Here is a 17,757-nt window from a genome sequence, read left to right as displayed (position 1 = left end):
ATGGAGAAGCTGGAAGTACTTGAGAGACTTAGAAATATTCTTAAAGAAGAGAAGGAGATTGTTAAAAGGGAGGTTGAGAAAAGAGGATCATTCAGAGGAGAGATCGAGGGAATCAGCCGGAACTTTTGCTCTATAAAGGTGGAGAAACCCGTAAGTGAGGGAACATTGCTCGGGTTTCTGGATGATGGTTTACACGAACTGGGATATGTCCTGAGATATGACAGAAATGGCAGATCAGCGATTCTTAAGCTATTTTCAACTCCTGAAGAGGAAAGTCTGAAGCTTGTTGAGATGGAAAGTCTGCTTTCATACGACCTTCAAATTCAGGCACTGGATCACTTCATAGAGAATCCAGATTTCCCGAGGGAGGTTGATGTCAGGACATCAGGGCAAAAAATTGAAGGTCTGGATGAGTATCAGAGCGATGCTGTTGTTGCCAGTTTAAGCCTAGAAGAAAACGAGGTCATGAGGGTTATTGGCCCACCGGGAACTGGAAAAACGACATTCATAGCATACTGTGCCAAGATCGCGATGGATGAGGGAAAAAGGGTTTTCATAGCATCACACACGAACAGGGCTGTGGATAATGCTCTCGAAAAGATTTTAGAATTCGATCTGCATAGATCCAAGTATGTTGTCAGGGTTGGCAGGTACTGGAAGACCTCTGGAGATGTGAGGAAAATCTTGCTTGAGTACATGGCCATGAGGGATGTTACATCGCTGATGCACTTCGATCTCGACAGTCTGGCAAAAGAGTACAGCAAAATCGAAAGAAAGAGTCTGGAAATTCTATCGAAATCCAGAATTGTCGGCTCAACGCTGATAAAGAGCGGTATGTATCCTCTGGTAGATCAGCACTTCGATCTCGTTCTGATAGATGAGGCCAGTCAGGCTCTGATCTCTTCTGCTCTCCTGTCCATCTCTCAGGAATCCTCGTTTGTGGTGGTAGGTGATCCATTCCAGCTAAGTCCGGTACTGAGAACGGGATGGAACTCTTCGAAATATAGTGCCTTCAACTTCTTTTCTAGCAAGCCTCTGTGGCTGAGAAACCATTACAGAAGCAATGAGAAGATAATCAACTTTGCATCGAGGTATGTATATGGAGGGAAGATAAAACCACACGAATCATGCAAAAACATAAAGCTTGAGGTTGATTGTGCTGATAAAGGGTTCAGATGGTTCATCATCGATCCCGGGAGGACCGTTATATTCGTTTCTGTTGATTCGAGAGATGAACCCATGAAGAAGAGCAGAGTTAATCCCAAAGAAGCAGCAGTTGTTGGAGATATAGTAAGAACGCTTCTTGATGCGGGAGTTGAGGATGTTGGGGTTATAACCCCATATATAGCCCAGAGGGATCAGATAAGGGAGATCATCAGCGTGGAAGTCGATACAGTGGATGCATTTCAGGGAAGGGAGAGGGATGTTATCGTGTTCTCAACCACTGCTGTCAGAAATCTGAGGTTCGCCTGCGAGAAAAGGAGGTTTAATGTAGCGGTTACGAGGGCGAGGAAAAAGATCATTGTTGTTGGAAATAGGAAATCTTTCCTGATTCCAGAAAATCGAAAAACTTTGCTGTATCACTTCATGAACTATGCAAGAGAGAACAACGGGTTTATTGAGTATATAAGGTAGTATCCCGAAGTAACCTCATCCTCAAACAACCACTCCTGCCAAACTCAAATACTCTCTCAGCTGGCAACCTCCCCAGAATGGCTGATAAGGTGTCTCAAGCTCGTTAAATCACTCATGCTTTAACTCTGGTATTCTGCCTCTTTGTACTGCTTTTTGATCTGATAGACTTTTCTTAGAGTTACCCTTATCACAGCCGCTATTTCCTTTAGTGGTGCTCCTCTGTCAAGCTGTCTGATTTCCATGATCTTCCTGTTCGTTAGTTTTTCTCACAAGAGTTGGATGCTGGGTTGTGAAATAATTTCGAGATAAGACATTGGAATCTTTAGAGAGAATTTCCAATCCCCTCACTGAACAATCTTCTACCAAAGGAAAGTTAATCTTTGGATTAAAACCAAGATTAAGTGCTCTTCAATACTCTAGCCAAAGAATCTACTACCTGCAAAAAGCTTATATGTAATCTACCGAACATATGTTCGATGAAGTTGCTAGAAGGTCTGATAGTAGTACTGGCGATGATAGTACCATTTTTCGCCATAAAGAGCTATGACCTATCCACATACATATACTGGTGTATTGTAGCGTCGCTGTACTTAGCATACATAGCGGTGAGGTGGTAAAATGATTTTCCTGATAGCATTCATAGCCTATGCGATAATCGGAACTGCCATCGCCATAATAGCAAGAAAAGGGATCAGATCGCAGGAGGACTACTACCTAGGTGGAAGGAGAATTGGTGGGATCGTTTCTGCCCTGACATACTCGGCCACAACATACTCGGCATTCATGATGGTTGGACTCGTTGGCTTAACCTATGCCTCAGGAGTTGGATCGCTGGGGTTTGAGCTGTTCTATCTGGTTGGAACGCTCTTTCTGCTGTCCTACTACGCTCCGAAGATATGGAAGCTTGGCAAGGAGAGAGCATACATAACTCCCGGAGACATGATGGTGGATAGGTACGGAAAGCTGGTGCCAAAAATAATGGCGGTGATAGTATCAATCGCCCTGATCCCGTACATCTCCGTCCAGCTCATCGGTGTCTCTCTCATAATCGAGAAAAACTCTACAATCAGTTTCACACATGCCATACTCGCATCAGCATTCTTGATAGCATTCTGGGCATTCCTTGGGGGGCTGAGAGGTGTTGCATGGACTGATGCGATTCAGGGAGTATTCATGCTCATCATGGCGGTTTCTGCTGTGATGTGGGCGTTTAGCATGCTGAACGGCACATTCTTCGGCGAGATCTCAAGGATCGGAGATTTGCTGATAGTACCGAACAAGATCTGGACTCCGGAAAGGTTCATAGCCCTGACAGTGCCTTGGTTCTTCTTTGCATTAACCAATCCCCAGGTTTTCCAGAGGATATATGTCCCCAGAGATGAGAGAGCATTGAAAAAGATGGTCATACTCTTCGGAACTTTTGGCTTGATCTATACAATCCTCGTAACATTCCTTGGGCTGGAACTGAGGGTCATGACCGAAATCGGAAGTTTTCCACTGCTGAAAGACAGAGACGCTGTAACGCCAACATTTCTCGGCATAATGCCACCATCCCTGGCCGTTCTGATATCACTCAGCATCTTCGCCGCAGCAATAACAACTGCCAACTCGATCGTTCTAACCCTCGCATCGATGATCTCAAGAGATCTGCTTGGAAGCAACAGGATAAACACCGGACAGATCCTCATCGTCGTTTTAACAATAGCCATAACCCTGTTCTCAATCCAGAGGCCAGGATACATAGTCAACCTTGCAGTTCTCAGCTCCACATTGCTACTATGTCAGCTACCACTGATCCTCGGAGTTTTTCACTGGAAATCTGGTGGAGAGAAAGCGGCGATCTCAACGCTGATTGTCGGATTTGCCACAGCAATATTACTATTCTACATGAAACTCAATCCGCTCGGTATCCCGGCATCAGTGTGGACCTTAGTCATATCATTTGCTACATTCTTTGCTGTTGCGAGTGTTGAGAAAAGCTAATTTTTTACATTATCCAACTTCAGCTGATTATCCTGTACACCATGCTGTACGCATGCTTACCGATACCATAGAAGTGCTTTATGACCTCATGGATCCTGAATCCCATGGATTTGTAGTATGAAACGAGATTTCCCTGATTCACCGGAACCTCTAGCCAGACGCTATCAAATCCAATTGCATTTGCAAACTCAATACACTTTTTAACAAGATTCCTTCCAATGTTCTGTTTTCTAAATTCCTCCTTAACGAAAAGAGAGCCTATCTTAAACTTTTCGTTCCAGTAGGCTACAGCACCGCCAATTATCTCTCCGCCAACATCCGCCACAAAAACCTTCTTGTGGTACGGCCTCGTTGAAATGTCAACAAAAACACTGAGTCCAAGAATCTCGTATTCAAGATCAATTACATCCTCTACCTCATCATCTTCCATCTCGCGGAGATGAATCGAGATTTCCACAACCTTACTTTACCATTTAATTTAAAATTTTTTCGGTTAAAATTATTATAAAACCTGCTTATTATATCAAACAGAAAGTTAAATTAATTCAGCATTGAAAAAGAGGTGATGAACCTTGCTGAGTTCGCCCTGATGGTATTTTTCATATCCCTAAGCGGCGTGATGGCTCCCGGGCCCCTGTTCGCTTCAGCAGTATCGGAGGGAATGAACAAAAAGTATGCAGGATTTCTGCTCTCCTCAGGTCATGCAATAGTTGAAATTCCGATAATTCTCATCCTCTTCTTCTTTGGAGTTTCAATAATAACCGAACAGGTAAAGGTGTTTGTAGGAGTTTTTGGTGGAATCTTTTTGATCTACATGGCACACAAAGAACTCACATCCAAATCCAAGCTCGATGGCTCAACGGACATGAGATCCATCTTTACAGGACTGGCCATGAGTATCGCAAATCCCTATTTCATAATATGGTGGTTCACAATCGGACTCATTCTCGTAACCACTGCTGAAAAATTTGGAATTATGGGGTTAATTGTTTTTATAATAGTCCATGAACTGTGCGATTTTGGCTGGCTGGGTTTCGTCTCCTTGATCTCTTCAAAAACGGTTGAGGTGTGGGATAAATCTGCCAAAACCCTCTCGACAATATCTGCGATAATCTTCGTAATCTTCGGCATATACTTTATCTACTCCGGAATCTCTACTATTGTTTAGCCTTCCTCTCTTCTTCTTTTTTCTTCAGAGCCTTCTTTATTTCCAGATCCCAGCTTCTTCTTGCATACTCCTTTCCAAGAGATTTTCTATAGTTGGCTTTAAGCTGAGATGAGGCCACCTGCATCATCAACTCGTCGGAATCGTCCGGAACCTCCTTTCCCTGAGTCTTTTTAGCCATAACTTTTTTTGGTCGAGACGGTATAAATCTGTAATTTTTTTGATATCAATAAATAATTATCTGATTATTTAAACTCCGGTTCAAGCACAACAACCCTATCTGATTTCAGTTTCTCCACATCCGCCTTGGTTTCCGGAAGGGTGCCATAATGCATCGGGACTACAACCTTCGCTTTGATTACCTCTATAGCCTTTTTTGCCTGCTCCATGTCCATCGTGTACTTCCCTCCCACAGGTATCAAAGCAATATCGGCCTCAACATCCTTCATCTCAGGGATGAAGTCCGTGTCTCCAGCATGGTAGATCCTAACACCATCCATCTCGATTATGTAACCCACTCCAATCCCCTTCGGGTGAAATGGCTTATCGATGTTGTATGCTGGTACAGTCTTAACCTTAACACCATTCAGATCCTCTTCCTCACCGATGTCAAGCTCGCATGTTCTGTATCCCTCGAGCAGACAACCACTTGGGATCACAACCGTCGTATCGTGCTTCGAGAGCCTTCTAATTGATCCAATATCTTTGTGATCGAAATGGTCATGAGTTACGAAAATGTAGTCTGCTTTTTCAAGCCCGTCCGGGAGATCGTAAGGATCGATGTAGATCGTTTTGCTGCCCTTTATCTTAAAGCCCGCGTGCTTCAGAAAAGTAATCTCAACATTCCCATATTTGTATGCCATGATATTTATTTTTCCATGATACCTTATAAAACTTATCCCCAGTATTTTTTGAAGATTGTGTAGTAGTTGAAAACCAGGACCTCAAAAAATACACATATAGCTGCTGGGATGCTCGCTTTATCCCCAAAAAGCATCATTGCCACACCTGCTGTGAACCCGAGGTTCTTGTACGATGAAAACAGGGCTTTTGTTATCGCCGTTGAGTAGCCTTTTCTGATGAAGATGAGAAAGATTACCGTGCCAGCAATAAAAGTCCTCACGAATCCCGCAAAAATAACTTCCGGCAGTCCAGATATGACGGAGATAGTAGAGATATTCAGCCCTATGATCGTGTATATCACAATCCCAAACCCGAGATTTATGAAAATCTCGCCATCAACCCGAATGAATCTGGAAAAAATGAGAGGGATCATAATCAGAACAACTAATGCTTTAAGAACCTCATACATGCTTACATACTCTCCAGTAAATGCTAGAAGAATTGCTGGCGTGAAAGCAAGAGAAAGCAGGTAGGCCATTCCGTTAGAGACCACGCTTTCGGTCACATCTCCGGCAAGCAATTTGGAGAAGGGAACTATAGCCACCGCCGGAGGTGCAGAGGCCATGACGATGAATCCGAGCCTTAATGCTTCATCTTCAATCAAGAAGGAGAGGACAAGTATAACACCGGAGAGGAAGAGATAGTTGAGAAGTACATTCAAAAAACCAGATTTTAAGCTCATATTTCTGAAATCGAGATCCTTTAAAGACAGAATCATGACAAAAGCCAGTATCGGTATTATCAGATCCTTCATGGAGCTTGCGAACTGTGGGAAGAGTATTCCCAGAACCATCGCCAGCGTGAAAATGAACGGCGATTTTTTGAGGATCATTGGATCTGTTAAGGGCTTTGAAAATAAATTCGTTGTTCTATGCAGTTTCATTAGTTCCCTTCAAACATTTCTATGCAAGTCTCCAATTATTGATAGCCCCACAAACAAAATAATCCCGTCATCTAAATGTAAGCCACCTCAACAAACTTTATATCCTAAGCTGGATAAAAGAATCTGATGTCGAGATTCAGGCATTTAATCTCAATTGATGATCTCACAAAGGATGATATCCTTTATTTGCTTAAGCAAGCTGAGAGATTTGAGGATATTGCTATGGGAAAGAGATGCAAGTACCTTGAAGGAAAGATACTGGCAAACCTGTTTTTCGAGCCGTCCACCAGAACGAGAATGTCGTTTGAGACCGCAATGAAGAGGCTTGGTGGTGATGTCATAAACATGACGGCTCATGAAGCAAGCAGTGTTGCGAAAGGAGAGACACTTGCAGACACGATAAGAGTTGTTTCTAACTATGCTGATGCCATAGTTCTCAGACACCCGCTGGAAGGTTCTGCAAGGTTCGCATCCGAAAACTCAACGGTTCCGATAATAAATGCTGGAGATGGTGCCGGACAGCATCCAACCCAGACGCTGCTCGATCTGTACACAATAATGAAGGAGTCCACGCTCGAAGGTTGCAAAATAGCCCTGATGGGAGATCTGAAGTACTCAAGAACCGTCCACTCCCTCATAAAGGCGCTAACACTCTTCAACACCACAATATACCTCATAAGCCCTCCAATGCTGAAACTCCCCGCAGAATTTCTTGAGGGGCTGAACGGAAGAATAGAGGAAGTTGAGCTTGAGGATGTAATATCTGAAATAGATGTGCTGTATGTGACGAGGATTCAGAAGGAAAGATTTCCGGATGAGGAGGAGTACAAGAAGGTCTCGGGAAGCTATGTCATAAACAGGAATATCATAAGCAGGGCAAAGGAGTCGATGATAGTAATGCACCCCCTGCCGAGAATTAATGAAATAGATGTAGATGTTGACAGCACAGAGCATGCCAAGTATTTCAAACAGGCTTTTTACGGTGTTCCGATAAGGATGGCAATATTATACGAACTACTGAAGGATGGTGATGGCTGTGAATGATGTTAAGCATCTCGTGATCAGCAAAATAAAGGATGGCACAGTTATAGACCACATAACCCCGGGATTGGCAATACTCGTTCTCAAAATTCTTGGAATAAAGCCGAAATCCAGTGAAGCAGTTTCAATGGCGATGAATGTCGAGAGCGCAAAGATGGGCAAGAAAGACATCGTCAAGGTTGAGGGTAAGTACATAGGTGATCAGGAGCTGAACAAGATAGCCCTGATAGCCCCAGAGGCAACGATCAACCTCATCCAGAATTATGAGATAATAAGAAAGTTCAATGTCAAACCCCCGGAAGTCGTTGAGAACATAATAAAATGTCCCAACCCCAACTGCATATCCAACAGCAACGAGCCGATAAAATCCAGATTCAGGATATTTCTGGATGAAAGCAGGGTCAAAGCCGTATGCGATTACTGTGGTAGAAAGCTGATAAATCTCGAGGATTACATCTAAGCAGAAGCATGGAAATCGATGAGATAGATATAAAGATACTGAATATCCTGAAGGAGAACTCGAGGATTAGTTTCACAGAGATCGCAAAGAACCTGAACATAACAAGGCAGACAGTGAAATCCAGGATTGAGAGGTTAGAGAAAGACGGTATTATCAAAAGATACACGATAGAGGTTGCAGATATTTTCCGAAAAAATCTGTTCATTTTGAGAGTCAGAACAGAGGATTACAGGAGATTGAAAGATATTGAAGAAGTTCTCGAAATAAACAAGATATCTGACAGAGAATATATTCTGAAGCTCGAGATCAGTTCGCTTTCAAGGCTTTCTGAGATAGCAGAACAAGATTGGATTGAAGTGGAAGAGGTTATTCCAGTACTCAAATCAGAGATTGTGGATAAACCCCTCTCACTGAAACTCGAGTTCAAATGTGATTACTGCGGCAAAACCTCGATAGATGACCCATTAATCTACAAAAAGCATAACCGATTCTATGTTCTCTGCTGTAAAACCTGCCTGGAAGAGTTTAAAAAATATGGTTAAGCTTATTAAGTTTTGCCGGTCTCTCTCCAAATTCTGAATTGAGCCATTGTAGCCATTCCATCTTTTTAGCCAGCTGATCCTGTTGCTTTGTAACTCCCACCATGGACTCTGCTGAGTTTTTGCATGTTTCCACAGGAAATAAAGGGGGTGGGGTTGATTAATCATTATAAATTGGTCAAATCGGAATTTTACAACCTACAATGTCTGGAATCCAAGCGGATCAGAGGTTTTTATCCTTTTAGGACCATTATTTACGTATGCCAAAGTAGTCGTACCATCCTCCCTTGCTACCCTTTTTCAGTTTCTTATCTCCGATATATCCTGAAAGGATGAGTTTTTTCAGTGTGACTGGTGGAGCGTAGTGGGGATCTCTCGTCTCTTCGTACATGTACTCTCCAATGTGAAACATCGTATCGAGACCGATCAAATCCATAAGTTCAAATGGGCCCATTGGAAAACCAAAAGCCATCTTACACATATCATCAATCTCCTTTATCCCGGCAATTCCGGTCTCGAAAAGTCTTATAGCTTCTACAAGCCAGCAGTTGATGAATCTTGTGGTGAAAAATCCCGGGCCATCTGCGGCCTCTACCGGAACCTTTCCAAGCTTTTTTGAAAGTTCAACTGTAATGTTAAAGGTCTCGTCTGATGTTAGAGCCCCTCTAACAACCTCAATCAGCTTCATAACGGGAGGGGGATTGAACCAGTGCATACCGATAAACCGGTCTTTCCTGTCCACAGCAGAGGCAAGGTCTGATATCATAATTCCGGATGTGTTTGAGGCAAAAATCGTCTCAGCTTTGCAGATCTTATCGAGTTGAGTGTAAACCTTCTTTTTCAGTTCTATATCTTCCGGGATGGATTCAATCAGGAAATCTACATCCTTCAAAACATCCATTGAAGTGGAAGTCTTTATCCTCGCAAGGACTTCATGCATCTCTTCTTCATTTATCTTACCTTTCTGAACGAGTTTCTCTAATCCAAAAGGTCCGGACTTAATGATATCAACCGCCTTTTTAAGAAATTCTTCTTTTATATCTACCAGAACAGTTTCATAACCACTTCTTGCACAAACTTGGGCTATCCCATGACCCATAACACCCGCACCCAGTACACCTATTTTTTTAATATCGGAGATATCGACCATCAAATCACCTCTCTAATCCTGTAAATTCAGATAATATTTCCAGAAGTCCGGCATTCTTTTCTCCATGAAGGCATTCCTACCCTCTACGGACTCGTCTGACATATAGTAAAGACTTAAACCTCCAACACCAAGTTCTGTTATTCCTCCAAGCCCATCAGTTTCTGCGAGAAAAGCATACTTGAGCATTTTCAAAGCGGTTGGACTTTTCTCCAGCAGTTCATCACACCACTTCCTCACTTCCTCATCTAATTTATCTGGTGGAACAACTTTGTTTACGAGTCCCATTTCCAGAGCTTCCTGGGCAGTGTAAATTCTGCAGAGATACCATATTTCCTTTGCTTTTTTAAGCCCTACATTTCTCCACAGATCTCCAGTTCCAAAACCGGGATCAAAACTCCCGACTCTTGGACCAGCCTGTCCGAATTTAGCTGTTTCTGAAGCGATGGAGAGATCACAGTTTACCTGCCATACATGTCCACCCCCTATAGCATAACCATTCACCCTCGCTATTACTGGCTTAGGAATGTGCCTAATCAGAAATGTCACAAATTGCCATCCGACTTCAAGGGGTAATGTTGCAATAGTTCCTCGGTATTCTTTCATGTCTCCTTTATACCCACCAACATCCCTTATAGATTGATCTCCACCTGTGCAAAAGGCTTTATCTCCAGCTCCCGTAAAAACAACAACCCCAATCTCTTTGTCCGCCCATGCATCGATGAATGCTTTAGTAAGCTCGTAAATCGTTATTGGTCTGCAGGCATTGTACCTTCCGGGTCTGTTGATGGTTATTGTCGCGATTCTATCTTTTTTCTCATAAATAATATCCTTAAAGTTGAATTCAGACATCTGTACCACCTAACTTCAATATTTTCATCGTTTTGCCATCCAGCAAATCTGCCAGTTATAAAACTCAGGTTTAATAATGTATAAAGATTTCGTATTGGTTTCGTATTTCATGAACTTCAACGGGGTTCAGCTTAGATATACTATGATACCTCCGAAAACAGCAATACAAGCTCCAGCAAAGGTCCTCAATCCAATCCTTTCAAGTGATTGAATGAATAGATATGAGAAGATAACTGCAAAAACTGGATACAGATTTGAGAGAGGTACGACCACAACCACAGGTGCCAATGATAGCGCTTTGTAATAGGAAAGTGTTGCAAGAAAAAGTGTAAATCCAGAAAATAGTAAAAATCTGTTAAACTTGGATGTATTGATGTTTCTTGAAGCCAATAATGCAAGGAAGGGTAAAGCTGACAGGATAGAGATCAGGTTGCTCAGAACAACACTTTCAGCCATTCCAGCTTTTATGACTATGGAGGCTAAACCATAGAAGAAACCACCAGCAATTGAGATATGCAAACCACTTAGCCTCTCCATAGAAAGAATATACATTCCAGCTATCATTGCGATAATGCCAAAGGCTTTCATAAAGCTAACTTTCTCACCTAAAATCAATATTCCAAGAATGGCTGAGAACATAATTCTTGTCGAACTTCCAGTAAAAGCCCTTGAAGAACCAACAATTTTCGCAGAAAAGTATGTAAGTGATCTACCAAAGAAATACTGAAGTATCCCACCTGCAGCTAAAAAAATCAAGTTTTTCTGAGTTAAATTGGCATTGAATAATGATTTATCGAAAATTGACATCATCAGCAAGCATACTGCAGAAACTAAAACGATAAAAAATGTGCCTGAAAAAGCATCAGTTTTTTCAAGAGCTTTTCTTACAAAAACTGCATTTAAGCCCCAGAGCATTGATGCAACCAGAGCAAAGATGTAGCCATCCATATCCAGATTTCCTGATTGCCAGTAAATCTGTCAGTCAGCCCTCTGGAATGTGTTCTGCCGGTCTTACGGCCTTCAGCTTAATCGCTTCCTGCTCGCAACCAACAACACAGACACCGCAGCCAAAGCAGTTTTCAGCGACTACTCTTGCCTTGAATTTCTTGCTCCCTTCAGGCCTATACATTTCTATCGCATCGAAGTGACATCTGTCAATGCAGGTCTGACAGCCTATGCATTCATCCTCATCGACATATGCTTCATACCTGCTTTTCTCAAGCAAGGTTTCCATTGGAACGTTCGCAAACTTGGCTGAGAGGAAGAACTCGCAGCAATCACTGCAGCAGTTGCAGTTAACTGTAACTCTATTATCAACTATCTTTGCTGTATTGGGCCATGTATGCACCAGACCATCCTCTTCAGCCCTTTCTATTATCTCCAGAGCCTCCTCGACAGATATCTCTCTACCTGAGCCCCTTGCAATTACATATTCAGCTCCTCTTCCGAACTGTATGCAGTGCCAGTAGCTCTCATCTGTATAATTGCATCCATCTCCTGCAAGCATTGTAACATTCCTGCAGGAGCATGGCACAACGGCTATCTTCTCCTGAGCTTTAATCATCTCCACTATGTTCTCGTATGGCAGAACATTAGGCAGATCCTTTATCGCCCTGTATGCGGGAATAACCCTCCATATCTTGAATCCCGATGCTGAAAGAAACTGCCCCATTCTGGCATGTGCCTCCTTTTCTCCAAACACCTTCCACAGCTTAGCATATTCTGTATCTTTCATGTGCTTTGATGCGAGCGTTGCGTCGTGAAGCTGTATGATATCCCTTGCAAACCTGTAGTACTCTCTGTTTCTGAAGTTCTTAGGGATCACAACACCCTTCTTGAAGAGGTTTTCGAGAATTTCCCTCACCCTGCCTATGTCCATGTCAAGCTTCTCAGCCACTTCATCAGTGCTCCCCGGCAGTACAGCAGCTATTTTAGCCTCTTCTTCACTCATCAAATACTCAAGTATTTTTTTCAGCAACTCTGAGTCTGGAAAACCAAGCCTCTGCATCAAAACCTCGTAGCTCATTCCAGCACCCCCTTCGGTATTTCATCTATTATCTCTGCTAAATACTTAGCTATTTCTTTTTTCTTCTCAAAGTCATAGCTTCTCCAGATAGCCATCTCTTCCATTGCAGAACTCGTTTCAGGATTAAGAAAGTCCTCTGCGACGGGTGTTCAGCAAGTTCAAAAGTTTTGGACATAACATGTATTTCACCCCTAGACCATCTTTTTACCCCCTATTGTAGATGTTCGGTTTCATTGCATACAGTTCGCTACAATACTCTTCTGGCTCGTTGTTGAGGAATTCTGGAGGATTGACGGAGGTCTTGGACAGATTCTGTCAGGTGCAAGCAGCTTGCGAGATACTGCAAGAGAAAGGTGGAGACTACGGACTCGCTCCTGCATTGGAGGGAGGCAAGGAGCGGCATGCATAATAGAGAGAGTTTGAAGAACATAGGTTCATAGACTCCCAACCCATACCCACAGATCCATAGACCAATAGATCCCCCTTAAAAAGTAATAATCTTCCAAAAAATTTCGGAAGAAATATAAAATACTGTTTGGAAGTGATAACCATGAAAATTTTAGCAATAAACGGAAGTCCAAACAGGCGAAACACCCATGCCCTGCTTGAAATCATCCTCAGCGAAGCTGAAAAGATGGGTGCTGAAACTGAAATACTCAACCTGAGAGACTACAGCATCAAAGAGTGCATAGGCTGTGATAAGTGCCTGAAGGGGGAATGCAGTCAAAAGGATGACATAAATAAAGTTCTTGAGAAGATGAAGGAAGCCGATGCAATAGTAATAGGGGTTCCAACATACTTCGGTAATGTCCCCGGAATAGTCAAAAATCTAATCGATAGGAGCAGAATGGCAAGGATGGGTGGATTCTGGCTTAAAAACAGAGTTTTTGCTCCAGTAGTGACCTCAGGACTACGAAATGGAGGAGCTGAATATGCGATCATGAGCCTGCTCGTTTATGCATTGGGACAGGGAATGATTCCAGTTTCAATTGCTGAGAACCCAATCACTACTGGAAGCTTCGTAATCGGAACTATTCAGAGTGATACTGGTTGGAGATCTGTAAAAAAAGATGAGATATCGATCAATACTGCTAAAGCCCTTGCAAAGAGAATAGTTGAAATTGCAAGAGCAACGGAGGGGTTGAGAAAGTAAGTGAAAAAAGATTAATGCTTTTATTCCTTTTTTATTTATCTGCACATTAGAAATTTAACGAGATCAAAATCGAAAAAAGATAATTAACTTCAGAAAAGGTTGTAAGAGAGATAATTATCTCCAATGTTCGTATCCCTTTTATTTATTTTTTGTATTTTGATTTAAAGCATGAGTTAAGGAATTATTGTCCTTCTATGGTTTTTATATGTCTTTGAGGCTATAATTGTCTGGAGATGATTGATCCTCATGTTGTTCTTCCTGAACCACTCCATAAATTTTCTTTTCTCCTTTCTGTATTCCTCGATGTCCTTGTATCTGACTATCAAGCACAGATCGTAAGGAGATCCAACAACTTCAAAAACATTTTCAACGAAGTCGAGCGTTTTCATGTGTTCAACTATCATATCGATTTTGTTTTTGGAATCCATGTCGAGGTCTATGAAAATTACTGCAAGCACTGTAAGCCCAAGTTTCTGATAATCTGCTACCCAGTAACCTTCTTTAAGCTTTATAATATATCCTTCCTCTTCTAGAGCCTTCATCCTGTTTTGAACCGTCCTCAGAGTTACACCAGTTAGCTCCGCAACCTCGCTTTGGGTTTTGCCTTTTAGAATGTATTCAATGATTTTCTTATCAACATCGTCAAGCTCTTTCTTTCGCATAATATGTAGAATTCATTTAAAGTTTATTTATTTTTCCGGAAGTGTCAAATTAACACCTCTCAGCAATAAAACATGTGTAATCGAAATAATTTCACCCATCGAATAACCATTTGACTGCAGAGAAGTTGATTGGGGGCTGACGATCTGGCAAAGAAAGGTCGTACATGTGGGCTTTTGAGGCGTCAGCTAGCCACGAAAACTATGGACGAATGATATATTTCAAGGGTGAAACTATGCTTCATTTTACGCTTGCAAATGGAAGCAAAGCTGTAATAGATAGAGACCAAAGTATCAGACTGGATAAAATCCCTTGAGAAGATAGCATCGTTGCCTCCAGCCTTTGTAAAGGAGATAGGAGGGGTGTGAAGACTACAAACACCAAGAGAAGCCCCAAAAGGGTAAACTTATCACGCTTCATGCTAAACGAGTTTTCTGCATATATTGTGAATCATGTGTTTAGTTTTTGTTCGTCAATTACGAAAATTTTAAATATAATCATGAATAACTATGCCTGATGAAAATAGGTATTATCGGAGTTGGTTGCTCAAAGTTTGGTGTAAGAGATACCACAATCCAGGAACTCGCTTTTGAAGCTGTTAAAGAAGCGCTCGATGATGCTAACATAACTCAGGATGATGTAAATATAAGCGTAGTTGGTAGTGTGGGGACGAGAAATTACGAACTCATGCCCGCTGTACCAGTAAACGAGTACTGCGGTTTTTCTGGAAAGGGGCCGATAAGGGTAGAATCTGCGTGTGCTACTGGAAGCTCTGCAGTTTACACAGCCTATGCTTCAATAGCCTCTGGAGTTGCTGAGGTTGCAATAGCTATTGGAGTTGAGAAAATGACTGAGGTTGAGACACCAGTGTCCCTTGCTGTTGGGGGTAGGGCTGGGAACTACCTGTGGGAGTTCCACCAGTACGGTACAACCTTCCCGGCGTACTATGCTATGCACGCATCATCCCACATGGCTAAATACGGAACTACCGAAGAGCAGATGGCTCTTGTGGCTGTAAAAGCACACAGAAATGCAGTAAAAAATCCAAAAGCTCACCTTCAAAAAGAAATCGATGTTGAGACTGTTTTGAACTCAAGAGTAATTGCATATCCCTTGAAGCTTTTTGATTGTTCACCAATCAGCGATGGCGCTTCAGCAGTAATTCTCGCTTCTGAAAGCAAGGTAAAGGAGCTTGGAGCTGATGCGGTATGGATAGAGGGAATAGGGTATTCATCAGACACATCCAATATGACGAGAAGGGAAAGTTTTGTTGGCTTAAAAGCATCAGTTGAAGCTTCGAGGATGGCTTACAGAATGGCAAAAATCGATAATCCAGTTAATCAACTTGATATCGCCACAGTCCACGATTGCTTTACAATTGCAGAAATAATAGCATATGAGGATCTTGGATTTTGCAGAAAGGGAGAAGGCGGCAGATTTATTGAGGATGGAGAATCAGATTTTGGAGGTAAAATTCCCGTCAACACATTTGGAGGTTTAAAGGCTAAGGGGCATCCTTTAGCAGCCACTGGAACTGCGATGGTCTATGAAATCGTCAAACAGCTAAGAGAAGAAGCTGGAAAACTTCAGGCTGAGATAAAGAATTATGCGGGATTAACTCACAATATAGGTGGAACAGGGCATTTTGCTTGGGTTTTTGTTTTGAGGAGGTGATTCGGTGTATATTAAGAGCAGAAATTTATTGTTAGGGCACAAAATAGCAGTAAACAAAACAGAGAAATACTGGAAAGGGCTTGAATATGGGAAGATATACAAAACAGTATGTGAGTGTGGAAGAGAATATTATCCTCCCCAAGCAGAATGCAGTTTTTGTCGAAAGGAAACTGAGTGGGTTGAAATCGATGGATATGGTGTTGTTGAAACTTTTACGGTAGTTCAGTCAGTTCCGAGTGGTTTTGAGTGGATCAAAGCTTATACAATCGCCATTGCAAGGTTTGGGAATGTAAGAGTTATGGGTTGGGGAAATGAGAGTGTTAAGGTTGGAGATAGAGTTAGAGCATACACTCAGAAGGATGAAAGCGGAGTTTGGAAGGTTTATTTTGAGGTAGTTTGATGTCGCATAGCCTGAATTACAAATTCAGATACTCAATGAAATAAGAATTTACGGAGGGTGATTTCTTGAATTTTAAATTAACTCCGGAACAGATGGATATAAAGAATGCTGCGAGGGAGTTTTCTGAAAAAGAGTTCACTCCAGAACTAATAGAGGAATGTGATAGAGAGGAAAGGTATCCGATGGAAGTTGTGAAGAAGGCAAGAGAGCTTGGATTTTCGACGATAAAGATTCCCGAAAAGTATGGTGGTATGGGATTAACGCTGTTCGAAGAGGTCCTTGTAACCGAGGAGTTTTACAGAGTAAGTCCCGGAATGGGCAATGCCTGTTTAAGCTCAACTTTTGGTACCGAGCTTCTCATCTTGTTTGGCAGTGAAGAGCAGAAGGAGAAATACCTCAGATGGGTTACAGAAAAAAACGGGATCTCTGCAATGGCATCAACTGAACCTGATGCTGGCAGTGATGTAGCAAGTGTGAAAACCAAGATTGAGAGAGATGGTGATGAGTGGATTATAAATGGGACGAAGATGTTCATAACAAATGGCAGTGTTTGCGATTTTGTTCTCGTTTTGGGCAGAACCTATGAAGGAGAGAAGAGACATCATGGTTTAACTTTTGCTATCGTAGAGAGCAATTCAAAGGGTTTTAAGGCTAAAAAGATTAAGAATAAGCTTGGTTTGAGAGCAAGCGACACAGCAGAAATCGTTCTCAAGGATGTAAGAGTCCCTGAGGAGAATATACTCGGAGAGCCGGGAAAAGGATTCTACTATCTGATGGAATTTTTCAATCACACAAGACCAAGGGTTGCTGCACAGGCTGTAGGAATGGCTCAGGGAGCTTTCGAACTTGCTCTAAGCTATGTGAAGGAAAGGAAGCAGTTCGGAAAGCCAATTGCTGCTTTCCAGCACACTCAGTTTAAAATTGCTGAGATGGCTACCCGCATACAGGCTGCAAGGTTGCTAACATATCAGGCAGCATGGCAGTGCAGTATTGGAGAAAGAAAGCCTGAACTTTCTTCGATGGCTAAATACTTTGCTGGAGAAACTGCTGTATATGTTGCTGACTGGGCTGTTCAGCTTCATGGAGGCTATGGATACATAGGGGAATATCCAGTAGAAAGATTCTACAGGGATGCAAAGATAACTGAACTGTATGAAGGAACTAAGGAGATTCAAAAGCAGATTATTGCGAGAATGTTGATTGGGAATGTTCTGAAAAAGTATGCATGAGGTGATC

21 protein-coding genes and 2 pseudogenes are annotated in these 17,757 nt (G+C 42.2%); 12 read left to right on the top strand and 11 right to left on the bottom strand.

The genetic code is table 11. From position 1 onward, the window contains the following. Positions 1–1,635, top strand: coding sequence for a DEAD/DEAH box helicase (locus ASULF_RS05975; protein ID WP_015590806.1), 1,635 nt, complete (start codon positions 1–3; stop codon positions 1,633–1,635). A gap of 17 nt (positions 1,636–1,652) precedes the next feature. On the opposite strand, the pseudogene ASULF_RS12405 reads toward ASULF_RS05975, so the two are convergent. Together ASULF_RS12405 and ASULF_RS11710 are read right to left on the bottom strand one after the other, a co-directional pair. Then, a pseudogene (locus ASULF_RS12405) lies at positions 1,653–1,743 on the bottom strand (IS481 family transposase); the annotation flags it as partial. A 29-nt stretch (positions 1,744–1,772) separates the two neighbouring features. Continuing rightward, positions 1,773–1,877 (bottom strand): annotated as a pseudogene (locus ASULF_RS11710) (helix-turn-helix domain-containing protein); the annotation flags it as partial. Positions 1,878–2,111: 234 nt separating this feature from the next. Here ASULF_RS11710 and ASULF_RS11945 point away from each other — a divergent pair. Further along, on the top strand, positions 2,112–2,252 hold the full coding sequence (locus ASULF_RS11945) for a hypothetical protein (protein WP_015590804.1): 141 nt from the start codon (positions 2,112–2,114) through the stop codon (positions 2,250–2,252). Between the two features lies 1 nt (position 2,253). Continuing rightward, positions 2,254–3,618, top strand: a complete 1,365-nt coding sequence (locus ASULF_RS05970; protein WP_015590803.1) for a sodium:solute symporter family protein — start codon at positions 2,254–2,256, stop codon at positions 3,616–3,618. 19 nt (positions 3,619–3,637) lie between these two features. On the opposite strand, the gene ASULF_RS05965 is transcribed toward ASULF_RS05970, so the two are convergent. Beyond that, entirely contained in the window at positions 3,638–4,075 is a 438-nt protein-coding gene (locus tag ASULF_RS05965) for a GNAT family N-acetyltransferase (protein WP_144060489.1), read from the bottom strand. Between the two features lie 108 nt (positions 4,076–4,183). Here ASULF_RS05965 and ASULF_RS05960 point away from each other — a divergent pair, with 108 nt between their 5' ends. Then, on the top strand, positions 4,184–4,786 hold the full coding sequence (locus ASULF_RS05960) for a LysE family transporter (RefSeq protein ID WP_015590801.1): 603 nt from the start codon (positions 4,184–4,186) through the stop codon (positions 4,784–4,786). Here the strand turns inward: ASULF_RS05960 and ASULF_RS05955 are convergent. The 3 genes from ASULF_RS05955 to ASULF_RS05945 all read right to left on the bottom strand — a co-directional run bounded on the left by ASULF_RS05955 (position 4,776) and on the right by ASULF_RS05945 (position 6,569). Beyond that, positions 4,776–4,964: a hypothetical protein gene (locus tag ASULF_RS05955; protein WP_015590800.1), complete on the bottom strand. Its 189-nt coding sequence runs from the start codon at positions 4,962–4,964 to the stop codon at positions 4,776–4,778. The genes ASULF_RS05960 and ASULF_RS05955 overlap by 11 nt on opposite strands. A 64-nt stretch (positions 4,965–5,028) precedes the next feature. Next, positions 5,029–5,646 carry an MBL fold metallo-hydrolase gene (locus ASULF_RS05950; RefSeq protein ID WP_015590799.1) on the bottom strand — a complete coding sequence of 206 codons (618 nt, stop codon included), beginning with the start codon at positions 5,644–5,646 and terminating at the stop codon, positions 5,029–5,031. A 32-nt stretch (positions 5,647–5,678) separates the two neighbouring features. Next, on the bottom strand, positions 5,679–6,569 hold the full coding sequence (locus ASULF_RS05945) for a hypothetical protein (RefSeq protein ID WP_048098143.1): 891 nt from the start codon (positions 6,567–6,569) through the stop codon (positions 5,679–5,681). A gap of 126 nt (positions 6,570–6,695) precedes the next feature. Between ASULF_RS05945 and pyrB the strand changes: the two genes are divergently transcribed. From pyrB to ASULF_RS05930, 3 genes are read left to right on the top strand one after another with little or no spacing between them, the layout of a single operon-like run. After that, positions 6,696–7,613: an aspartate carbamoyltransferase gene (gene pyrB, locus ASULF_RS05940; protein WP_015590797.1), complete on the top strand. Its 918-nt coding sequence runs from the start codon at positions 6,696–6,698 to the stop codon at positions 7,611–7,613. After that, complete coding sequence (gene pyrI / locus ASULF_RS05935) at positions 7,606–8,070, top strand: aspartate carbamoyltransferase regulatory subunit (RefSeq protein WP_015590796.1); 465 nt, start codon at positions 7,606–7,608, stop codon at positions 8,068–8,070. Before pyrB ends, pyrI begins: the two co-directional genes overlap by 8 nt. Positions 8,071–8,078: 8 nt before the next feature. Further along, the gene (locus ASULF_RS05930; RefSeq protein ID WP_015590795.1) at positions 8,079–8,612 is read left to right on the top strand and encodes a winged helix-turn-helix transcriptional regulator; all 534 of its coding nucleotides are present in this window, start codon (positions 8,079–8,081) and stop codon (positions 8,610–8,612) included. Positions 8,613–8,859: 247 nt separating this feature from the next. Here ASULF_RS05930 and ASULF_RS05925 read toward each other — a convergent pair whose 3' ends face one another. The 4 genes from ASULF_RS05925 to ASULF_RS05910 all read right to left on the bottom strand — a co-directional run bounded on the left by ASULF_RS05925 (position 8,860) and on the right by ASULF_RS05910 (position 12,634). Next, positions 8,860–9,759, bottom strand: a complete 900-nt coding sequence (locus tag ASULF_RS05925) for a 3-hydroxyacyl-CoA dehydrogenase NAD-binding domain-containing protein (protein WP_015590794.1) — start codon at positions 9,757–9,759, stop codon at positions 8,860–8,862. 12 nt (positions 9,760–9,771) lie between these two features. Then, positions 9,772–10,608, bottom strand: coding sequence for an enoyl-CoA hydratase-related protein (locus ASULF_RS05920; protein ID WP_015590793.1), 837 nt, complete (start codon positions 10,606–10,608; stop codon positions 9,772–9,774). 126 nt (positions 10,609–10,734) lie between these two features. Further along, positions 10,735–11,556 carry a DMT family transporter gene (locus ASULF_RS05915; protein WP_015590792.1) on the bottom strand — a complete coding sequence of 274 codons (822 nt, stop codon included), beginning with the start codon at positions 11,554–11,556 and terminating at the stop codon, positions 10,735–10,737. Positions 11,557–11,590: 34 nt separating this feature from the next. Beyond that, the gene (locus tag ASULF_RS05910; RefSeq protein WP_015590791.1) at positions 11,591–12,634 is read right to left on the bottom strand and encodes a 4Fe-4S dicluster-binding protein; all 1,044 of its coding nucleotides are present in this window, start codon (positions 12,632–12,634) and stop codon (positions 11,591–11,593) included. Between the two features lie 220 nt (positions 12,635–12,854). Here ASULF_RS05910 and ASULF_RS12190 point away from each other — a divergent pair, with 220 nt between their 5' ends. Beyond that, positions 12,855–13,043 carry a hypothetical protein gene (locus ASULF_RS12190; RefSeq protein ID WP_144060487.1) on the top strand — a complete coding sequence of 63 codons (189 nt, stop codon included), beginning with the start codon at positions 12,855–12,857 and terminating at the stop codon, positions 13,041–13,043. Between the two features lie 141 nt (positions 13,044–13,184). Then, the gene (locus ASULF_RS05905) at positions 13,185–13,787 is read left to right on the top strand and encodes a flavodoxin family protein (protein ID WP_015590790.1); all 603 of its coding nucleotides are present in this window, start codon (positions 13,185–13,187) and stop codon (positions 13,785–13,787) included. A 173-nt stretch (positions 13,788–13,960) separates the two neighbouring features. Here the strand turns inward: ASULF_RS05905 and ASULF_RS05900 are convergent, their stop codons facing one another. Next, on the bottom strand, positions 13,961–14,449 hold the full coding sequence (locus tag ASULF_RS05900) for a winged helix-turn-helix transcriptional regulator (RefSeq protein WP_015590789.1): 489 nt from the start codon (positions 14,447–14,449) through the stop codon (positions 13,961–13,963). Positions 14,450–14,963: 514 nt separating this feature from the next. Between ASULF_RS05900 and ASULF_RS05895 the strand changes: the two genes are divergently transcribed. The 3 genes from ASULF_RS05895 to ASULF_RS05885 all read left to right on the top strand — a co-directional run bounded on the left by ASULF_RS05895 (position 14,964) and on the right by ASULF_RS05885 (position 17,750). After that, positions 14,964–16,121, top strand: coding sequence for a thiolase domain-containing protein (locus tag ASULF_RS05895; protein ID WP_015590788.1), 1,158 nt, complete (start codon positions 14,964–14,966; stop codon positions 16,119–16,121). Positions 16,122–16,125: 4 nt separating this feature from the next. Further along, a complete protein-coding gene (locus tag ASULF_RS05890) occupies positions 16,126–16,521 on the top strand; it encodes a Zn-ribbon domain-containing OB-fold protein (protein WP_015590787.1) in 396 nt (131 codons plus the stop codon). A 65-nt stretch (positions 16,522–16,586) separates the two neighbouring features. Continuing rightward, positions 16,587–17,750, top strand: a complete 1,164-nt coding sequence (locus ASULF_RS05885; protein WP_015590786.1) for an acyl-CoA dehydrogenase family protein — start codon at positions 16,587–16,589, stop codon at positions 17,748–17,750. Positions 17,751–17,757 lie beyond the last annotated feature (7 nt).

It is taken from the genome of Archaeoglobus sulfaticallidus PM70-1, from assembly GCF_000385565.1.
Taxonomy (GTDB): Archaea; Halobacteriota; Archaeoglobi; order Archaeoglobales; family Archaeoglobaceae; genus Archaeoglobus_A; species Archaeoglobus_A sulfaticallidus.
The sequence above is the reverse complement of the archived record's forward strand: the minus strand, read 5'-3'. Positions and strand labels throughout refer to the sequence as shown.

Bases quoted from the DNA above. Each gene is read 5' to 3' on its own strand.
- ASULF_RS05945 (WP_048098143.1), bottom strand. From the start codon at position 6,569: ATGAAACTGCATAGAACAACGAATTTATTTTCAAAGCCCTTAACAGAT.
- ASULF_RS05905 (WP_015590790.1), top strand. From the start codon at position 13,185: ATGAAAATTTTAGCAATAAACGGAAGTCCAAACAGGCGAAACACCCAT.
- ASULF_RS05930 (WP_015590795.1), top strand. From the start codon at position 8,079: ATGGAAATCGATGAGATAGATATAAAGATACTGAATATCCTGAAGGAG.
- ASULF_RS05955 (WP_015590800.1), bottom strand. From the start codon at position 4,964: ATGGCTAAAAAGACTCAGGGAAAGGAGGTTCCGGACGATTCCGACGAG.
- ASULF_RS05920 (WP_015590793.1), bottom strand. From the start codon at position 10,608: ATGTCTGAATTCAACTTTAAGGATATTATTTATGAGAAAAAAGATAGA.
- ASULF_RS11945 (WP_015590804.1), top strand. From the start codon at position 2,112: ATGAAGTTGCTAGAAGGTCTGATAGTAGTACTGGCGATGATAGTACCA.
- ASULF_RS05925 (WP_015590794.1), bottom strand. From the start codon at position 9,759: ATGGTCGATATCTCCGATATTAAAAAAATAGGTGTACTGGGTGCGGGT.
- ASULF_RS05950 (WP_015590799.1), bottom strand. From the start codon at position 5,646: ATGGCATACAAATATGGGAATGTTGAGATTACTTTTCTGAAGCACGCG.
- ASULF_RS12190 (WP_144060487.1), top strand. From the start codon at position 12,855: ATGTTCGGTTTCATTGCATACAGTTCGCTACAATACTCTTCTGGCTCG.
- ASULF_RS05975 (WP_015590806.1), top strand. From the start codon at position 1: ATGGAGAAGCTGGAAGTACTTGAGAGACTTAGAAATATTCTTAAAGAA.
- ASULF_RS05910 (WP_015590791.1), bottom strand. From the start codon at position 12,634: ATGAGCTACGAGGTTTTGATGCAGAGGCTTGGTTTTCCAGACTCAGAG.
- ASULF_RS05895 (WP_015590788.1), top strand. From the start codon at position 14,964: ATGAAAATAGGTATTATCGGAGTTGGTTGCTCAAAGTTTGGTGTAAGA.
- pyrB (WP_015590797.1), top strand. From the start codon at position 6,696: ATGTCGAGATTCAGGCATTTAATCTCAATTGATGATCTCACAAAGGAT.
- ASULF_RS05915 (WP_015590792.1), bottom strand. From the start codon at position 11,556: ATGGATGGCTACATCTTTGCTCTGGTTGCATCAATGCTCTGGGGCTTA.
- ASULF_RS05900 (WP_015590789.1), bottom strand. From the start codon at position 14,449: ATGCGAAAGAAAGAGCTTGACGATGTTGATAAGAAAATCATTGAATAC.
- ASULF_RS05960 (WP_015590801.1), top strand. From the start codon at position 4,184: ATGAACCTTGCTGAGTTCGCCCTGATGGTATTTTTCATATCCCTAAGC.
- ASULF_RS05970 (WP_015590803.1), top strand. From the start codon at position 2,254: ATGATTTTCCTGATAGCATTCATAGCCTATGCGATAATCGGAACTGCC.